The 6000-nt window shown below is 61.3% G+C and carries 7 protein-coding genes and 4 tRNA genes; all 11 read right to left on the bottom strand.

Features of this window, described 5'->3' with window-relative positions:
• Window positions 1-345: GTP-binding protein (locus tag DWU98_RS08410; RefSeq protein WP_196239484.1), on the bottom strand; the 345-nt coding region annotated here is incomplete at its 3' end.
• An 80-nt stretch (window positions 346-425) separates the two neighbouring features.
• A tRNA-Thr gene (locus DWU98_RS08405) sits at window positions 426-501 on the bottom strand.
• 24 nt (window positions 502-525) lie between these two features.
• A tRNA-Gly gene (locus tag DWU98_RS08400) sits at window positions 526-599 on the bottom strand.
• A 110-nt stretch (window positions 600-709) separates the two neighbouring features.
• Window positions 710-795, bottom strand: a tRNA-Tyr gene (locus DWU98_RS08395).
• Window positions 796-899: 104 nt separating this feature from the next.
• Window positions 900-1388, bottom strand: coding sequence for an acyl-CoA thioesterase (locus tag DWU98_RS08390; RefSeq protein ID WP_115495071.1), 489 nt, complete (start codon window positions 1386-1388; stop codon window positions 900-902).
• 38 nt (window positions 1389-1426) lie between these two features.
• On the bottom strand, window positions 1427-1924 hold the full coding sequence (locus DWU98_RS08385; protein WP_115495070.1) for a GNAT family N-acetyltransferase: 498 nt from the start codon (window positions 1922-1924) through the stop codon (window positions 1427-1429).
• A 69-nt stretch (window positions 1925-1993) separates the two neighbouring features.
• On the bottom strand, window positions 1994-3085 hold the full coding sequence (ychF, locus tag DWU98_RS08380) for a redox-regulated ATPase YchF (RefSeq protein WP_115495069.1): 1092 nt from the start codon (window positions 3083-3085) through the stop codon (window positions 1994-1996).
• A 48-nt stretch (window positions 3086-3133) separates the two neighbouring features.
• The gene (gene pth, locus DWU98_RS08375) at window positions 3134-3733 is read right to left on the bottom strand and encodes an aminoacyl-tRNA hydrolase (protein WP_115495068.1); all 600 of its coding nucleotides are present in this window, start codon (window positions 3731-3733) and stop codon (window positions 3134-3136) included.
• An 84-nt stretch (window positions 3734-3817) separates the two neighbouring features.
• Window positions 3818-4483, bottom strand: a complete 666-nt coding sequence (locus DWU98_RS08370; RefSeq protein WP_115495067.1) for a 50S ribosomal protein L25/general stress protein Ctc — start codon at window positions 4481-4483, stop codon at window positions 3818-3820.
• Between the two features lie 247 nt (window positions 4484-4730).
• Window positions 4731-5669 carry a ribose-phosphate diphosphokinase gene (locus DWU98_RS08365; RefSeq protein ID WP_115495117.1) on the bottom strand — a complete coding sequence of 313 codons (939 nt, stop codon included), beginning with the start codon at window positions 5667-5669 and terminating at the stop codon, window positions 4731-4733.
• A gap of 210 nt (window positions 5670-5879) precedes the next feature.
• Window positions 5880-5956, bottom strand: a tRNA-Gln gene (locus DWU98_RS08360).
• Window positions 5957-6000: the final 44 nt, after the last annotated feature.

The raw sequence follows: 6000 nt of genomic DNA, 5'->3' as shown, positions 1-6000 counted from the left end.
CTGCGGCATCGGACCGTCCGCCGCCGAGCACACCAGGATCGCGCCGTCCATCTGCGCCGCACCCGTGATCATGTTCTTCACGTAGTCGGCGTGGCCTGGGCAGTCCACGTGTGCATAGTGACGGTTCGGCGATTCGTATTCCACGTGCGCCGTCGAGATCGTGATACCGCGCGCCTTTTCTTCCGGCGCCGCGTCGATCTGGTCGTACGCCTTGAATTCGCCACCGAACCGCTCCGCGCCGATCTTCGTCAGCGCCGCCGTCAGCGTCGTCTTGCCGTGGTCAACGTGACCGATCGTGCCCACGTTTACGTGCGGCTTGGTCCGTTCGAATTTACCCTTTGCCATGAGCGCTAAATCCCAATGGAGTCAATGAGTGAGAAGGAAGCCTGAACATGCCGTGCATGTGTCGCAGCAGCCGCAGGCGGTGGTGCTCATGACTGGAATCGAACCAGCGACCTCTTCCTTACCAAGGAAGTGCTCTACCGACTGAGCTACATGAGCACGAAAGCATTACGACGAGATCAATGGAGCGGGAGACGGGAATCGAACCCGCACCATCAGCTTGGAAGGCTGAGGTTCTACCATTGAACTACTCCCGCTCGGTGCGGAACTCGTCTGTCGAACCGTCAACCCATTTCGATGGCATCCATACCACCTCCACAGCCCGGTTTTCATTCCGCCAGTTCCACCATCACAAGAACAGTAAAACTGGTGGAGGGAGGTGGATTCGAACCACCGAAGGCGTAAGCCAGCAGATTTACAGTCTGCCCCCGTTGGCCGCTTGGGTATCCCTCCAACAAAGAACGGCTATTGTGTGGATCGGGGCCTGTTGTGTCAACACCTTCACGGGCGAAATAGCCGGATTTTCGAGATTTTTTCCGACAAACCGACGCCTTGTTTCAGTCGTTTCCGGCCCCGCGCGTATCGACGAACTGCACCATGCTTTTGGAGAGTTCCAGCAAGTGCCTGGCCTGTTCCTGCAGCTGGCGCTCATTGTCATCGCGCGGCGTCCATGACGGCACTTGCGTGGGTTTGCCTTCTGGCTTGTCCAGCGCCACAAACACCATGATGCAACTGGTCGCCAGGCGCTCTTCCCCGGTGCGCAGATCACGGGCCAGCACGTCGACCGCCATTTGCATGCTCGACGTGCCGGTATAGATCAACTTGGCGCGCACACTGACCAAATCGCCAATGAGGATCGGCTTGACGAACTGGATGCCGCTGACCGCAGCCGTTACGCAATACGCCCCACTCCAGCCCACGGCGCAGGCGTAGCCGGCCTGGTCGATCCACTTCATCACCATGCCGCCATGTACCTTGCCGCCGAAATTAACGTCGGCAGGCTGCGCAAGGAACCGGAACGTAACTTCGTGCTGCTGGCCTGACATGGGAGTCTCCGAACGCTACGGCAACCGTCAAACCGCCATTATGCCCGCTGGCTGCGCTGCACCGGGAGCTGCAAGCTCATTGGCGTGGTGAGTACGCCGGACGGCGAAGGTCGCTCGGCGCCGTCGATGTGAAATCCCAGCCGCAGATAGACCGGCACGGCGCAGGGTGTGGCATTGAGCGTGAAGCAACGCGTACCGGCGCGGCGGATGGCATCGCCCATGGCACTCTGCCAGAGCCGCCGCGCAATACCGCGCCCCTGATAGCGCGTGCTCACGTAGAAATGCAGAAGATGGCTGTCATCGCGCATCGCCGCCACGCCAACCAGCACATTGCCCACATACGCAAGGTGGAAGCGCTGACCATCGATGATGCGTTGGCGAACCACGCTTGCGCTCAGGCGTGAAAGCAAAGCTCGGCCAACATCAGCCGATTGATCAGGCACCACCCAACGCTTTACGACACGACGGCACAACACGCCGATGTTGCGCGCGTCATCGGGCTGAGCCAGGCGCAGCTGCAATTCGTCATTCGACATGAATGTTCACTCCATGCACGACGCACATGCTCGCATGAAAAAAGCCCCGCTTACGCGGGGCCTGGAAACTCAGACGTTGAACAGGAAGTGCAGCACATCGCCATCCTTGACGAGATACTCCTTGCCTTCCTTGCGCAGCTTGCCGGCCGCGGCGGCGCCCGATTCGCCCTTGTAGTGAATGAAATCATCGTACGACACGGTTTCGGCGCGAATGAAGCCGCGCTCGAAATCGGTATGGATCACACCAGCCGCCTGCGGCGCGGTGGCGCCACGCTTGACGGTCCACGCGCGCACTTCCTTTTCGCCGGCGGTGAAATAGGTCTGCAGGTTGAGCAGTTTGTAGCCGGCACGAATCACGCGGTTGAGGCCCGGCTCTTCCAGGCCGAGATCCTTGAGGAATTCGTCACGGTCGGCGTCGTCCAATTGGGACAGTTCTTCCTCGATGGCCGCGCATACCGGCACAACTTCCGCACCCTCGCCTGCCGCGCGCTGACGCACCGCATCGAGGTGCGGATTGTTTTCGAAGCCATCCTCGCGCACGTTGGCGATGTACATCAGGGGCTTGAGCGTGAGCAGAAACAGATCGCGCACCAAGGCCTTTTCTTCATCATCCAGGCCAATGCTGCGCGCAGATTTGCCTTCGTTCAGCGCAGCGGCGAGCTTCTGGAGCACGGGCTTCTTGGCCAGCGCCTCCTTGTCGTTGGCCTTGGCGGCGCGCTCGGCGCGATTGAGCGCCTTATCGACCGAATCCAGATCCGCCAACGCCAGCTCGGTGTCGATGGTTTCGATATCAGCAATGGGATCGACCTTGCCGGCCACGTGCACGATGTCGGTGTGTTCGAAGCAACGCACGACGTGTGCGATGGCATCCACCTCGCGAATGTGCGAGAGGAATTTGTTGCCCAGTCCCTCGCCTTTCGATGCGCCAGCGACCAGGCCCGCGATATCGACGAATTCCACCGCGGTAGGCACCACTTTCTGCGGCTTGACGATGCCGGCCAGTGCGTTGAGGCGCTGATCGGGCACCGGCACCACGCCCACGTTCGGTTCGATCGTGCAGAACGGGAAATTGGCCGCCGCAATACCCGCCTTGGTCAACGCGTTGAACAAGGTGGATTTGCCGACATTAGGCAGGCCGACGATGCCGCATTTGATGCCCATGGATAACTCCGGAAAAGCTGAAAACAGGGAACGTGAAGCGAGACGCGGCTAGGGCACGGGCTTCTTTTCCGTTCCCGGGGTATGTAGTTGCTGCATGGCTTTGTCCAACTGCCCGCCAACGGCCAGCGGCAACACGTTCAGCGCGCGAGCGATGCCGTCGAGCATGGCGTCTTCGTCCTTGACGGACGGACGACCGAGCACCCACGGCGTAACCTGATCCTTATGGCCAGGATGACCAATACCCAAGCGCAAGCGGTGAAATTTGCCATGACCCAGATGAGCCATGATGTCGCGCAGACCGTTCTGGCCGCCATGACCACCATCGAACTTCAGCCGCACCGTTCCGGCAGGCAAGTCCAGGTCGTCGTGGGCGACGAGGCATTCCTCCGGCTCGATCTTGTAATAGCGCAGCGCAGAAGCCACAGCGATGCCGCTTTTGTTCATGAACGTGGCGGGCTTCAATATCCACACCGGCTCGCCGCCAAGGCGCAGCTTGCAGGTTTCGCCGTGCAGCTTGCCGTCGAAACCGAAGCGTTCGTTATGTCCCGATACCAGGGCGTCAACAAACCAGAACCCGGCGTTGTGCCGGGTTCTGAGGTATTCGGCACCGGGATTGCCCAGTCCGACAATGAGCCGTAAACCTGCCATGGGTAACTGGAGAGTTGGCCGCACGATTCGCCCCTCACCCCAGCCCTCTCCCCAACGAGGAGAGGGAGTGGTAAGCGAAGCGAATTATTTCTTCGGTTCCTTGGCCGCTTCGGCCGGCTTGGCAGCCTCGCCCTCGGCGCCTTCAACAGCCGGAGCTTGCTCGACTTCTTCCTGCACGGTCACAGCGGAGACCACGGCCACGTCGTGGTCGGCACCCAGGTGAAGGGCCGGAATTTCCACGTTCGCCGGCAGCTTGAGCTGCGACAAGTGGATGATGTCGCCGGGGTTGAGGTCGGCCAGATCGAGCTCGATGAACTCCGGCAGATCCTTCGGCAAGCAGGACACTTCCACTTCCGTGAGGTTGTGCGAAACCACCACGCCGGCAGTCTTGCCAGCAGCCGACTTTTCCTGGTTGAGGAAGTGAATCGGCACATTCAGGCGAATGGCTTCGTTTTCATTGATGCGCTGGAAGTCCATGTGCAGCATCTGCTGCTTGAACGGATGCTTCTGCCAGTCGCGCACCAGCACCTTCTGCACTTTGCCGTCGACGTTCAGGTCGAGCACGGAGGAGAAGAACCACTCGTGCTTGGCGGCGAGCAGAATGGTGTTGTGCTCGATCTGGATGCTCTCGGCGGGCTGGTTCGCACCGTAAACCACTGCGGGCACGAACGCCGCGCGACGCAGGCGGCGGCTCGCACCTTTCCCCTCGTCTTTGCGGGCTTGCGCCGCGATTTCATGAGTCTTGGCCATGTTGGTATTGCCTTAGGTTTTTGAAAGCCGCCTCGCGGCAGCCGAATGGACTCTCCCGCGACCAGAAGAGCCGGAATGCCCGCGGATGCGGGCGGAAAAGCGCACAAGTATACAGAAAAAAGGGGGGTCGACCCAACCCATGACCGCGGCCCCTCCCCTTGCCTGCAGGGGGAGGCTGGAGGTAGCCCGCTATAGATCGCCCTGCCTCACCCCTGCCCTCTCCTGCCAGCAGGGGGAGCCCAAGGCGTCAGTCGATGTAGAGCGAGCTCACCGATTCGCCGTAGGCAATACGGCGAATGGTCTCGGCCAACATTTCAGCCACCGAGAGCTGGCGGATGCGGGTGCAGGACTTGGCCTCTTCGCGCAGCGGCAGCGTATTGGTGACCACCAGCTGATCGAGCTGGGAATTCTCGAGGTTGCGGATCGCCGCGCCGGAGAGCACCGGATGCACGCAATAAGCCACCACCTTGCGGGCGCCACGCTCTTTCAGCGCCGCGGCGGCGGCGCAGAGTGTGCCGGCGGTGTCGACGATGTCATCCACCATGACGCAGGTTTTGCCTTCCACGTCGCCGATGATGTTCATCACGGTGGCCACATTGGCCCTCGGGCGGCGCTTGTCGATGATGGCCAGATCCGCGTCGTCCAGGCGCTTGGCGATGGCGCGCGCGCGCACCACGCCGCCCACGTCCGGACTGACCACGATCAGGTCATCCATGCTGTAGTTGCGCCAGATGTCCGCCAGCAGGATCGGCGAGGCGTAGACGTTGTCCACCGGCACGTCGAAGAAGCCCTGGATCTGGTCGGCGTGCAAATCCACCGTGAGTACGCGATCCACACCCGCGGTACCGATCAACCGGGCCACCAGCTTGGCCGTGATCGGCACGCGCGCCGAGCGCGGACGGCGATCCTGGCGGGCGTAGCCGAAATAGGGAATCACCGCGGTGACGCTGGCGGCTGACGCGCGCTTGAGCGCATCGACCAGGGTCAGCAGTTCGAACAGGTTCTCCGCGCTCGGCGCGCCCGTGGGCTGCAGCACGAATACTTCCTGGCGGCGAACGTTTTCTTCGATCTCGATCTGCACTTCGCCGTCGCTGAACTTGCCGACCAGAGCCTTACCCAGCGGCACGCCCAGACGATGGGCGACATCTTCGGCCAGGGCACGGTGCGCATTGCCGGTAAACAGCATCGGACTGGACGTATCCACGGTTGTTTCCTCAGAGCCAGGCCATTGAAATCGCACAAGGGTTGTCGCGGGGACGCCATGTCCCTTCAACCCGTCCCCATTCGGCGTAAGTCCGAATGGAGCTTGAAAAGCATCAGGCGCGCAAGTGCCCCGATGCGACGACAATCCTTCCGGATTGCGCAAACGGGGGGCACAAGGCCCCCGTGTCATAAATGGCTGGGGCGGTAGGATTCGAACCTACGCATGCGGGAATCAAAATCCCGTGCCTTAACCAGCTTGGCGACGCCCCAGTATTCGTTTGTACCTGCCTTCGGCCCAGCCCGCATCGCTCGCT

The sequence above is a fragment of the Dyella monticola genome, assembly GCF_003363155.1.
Lineage (GTDB): Bacteria > Pseudomonadota > Gammaproteobacteria > Xanthomonadales > Rhodanobacteraceae > Dyella_B > Dyella_B monticola.
This window is presented reverse-complemented; position numbering and strand designations above follow the sequence as displayed.

Coding starts and splice junctions, on each gene's coding strand:
- DWU98_RS08370 (WP_115495067.1), bottom strand. CDS start 4,483: ATGGCCAAGACTCATGAAATCGCGGCGCAAGCCCGCAAAGACGAGGGG.
- DWU98_RS08365 (WP_115495117.1), bottom strand. CDS start 5,669: ATGCTGTTTACCGGCAATGCGCACCGTGCCCTGGCCGAAGATGTCGCC.
- pth (WP_115495068.1), bottom strand. CDS start 3,733: ATGGCAGGTTTACGGCTCATTGTCGGACTGGGCAATCCCGGTGCCGAA.
- DWU98_RS08385 (WP_115495070.1), bottom strand. CDS start 1,924: ATGTCGAATGACGAATTGCAGCTGCGCCTGGCTCAGCCCGATGACGCG.
- DWU98_RS08390 (WP_115495071.1), bottom strand. CDS start 1,388: ATGTCAGGCCAGCAGCACGAAGTTACGTTCCGGTTCCTTGCGCAGCCT.
- ychF (WP_115495069.1), bottom strand. CDS start 3,085: ATGGGCATCAAATGCGGCATCGTCGGCCTGCCTAATGTCGGCAAATCC.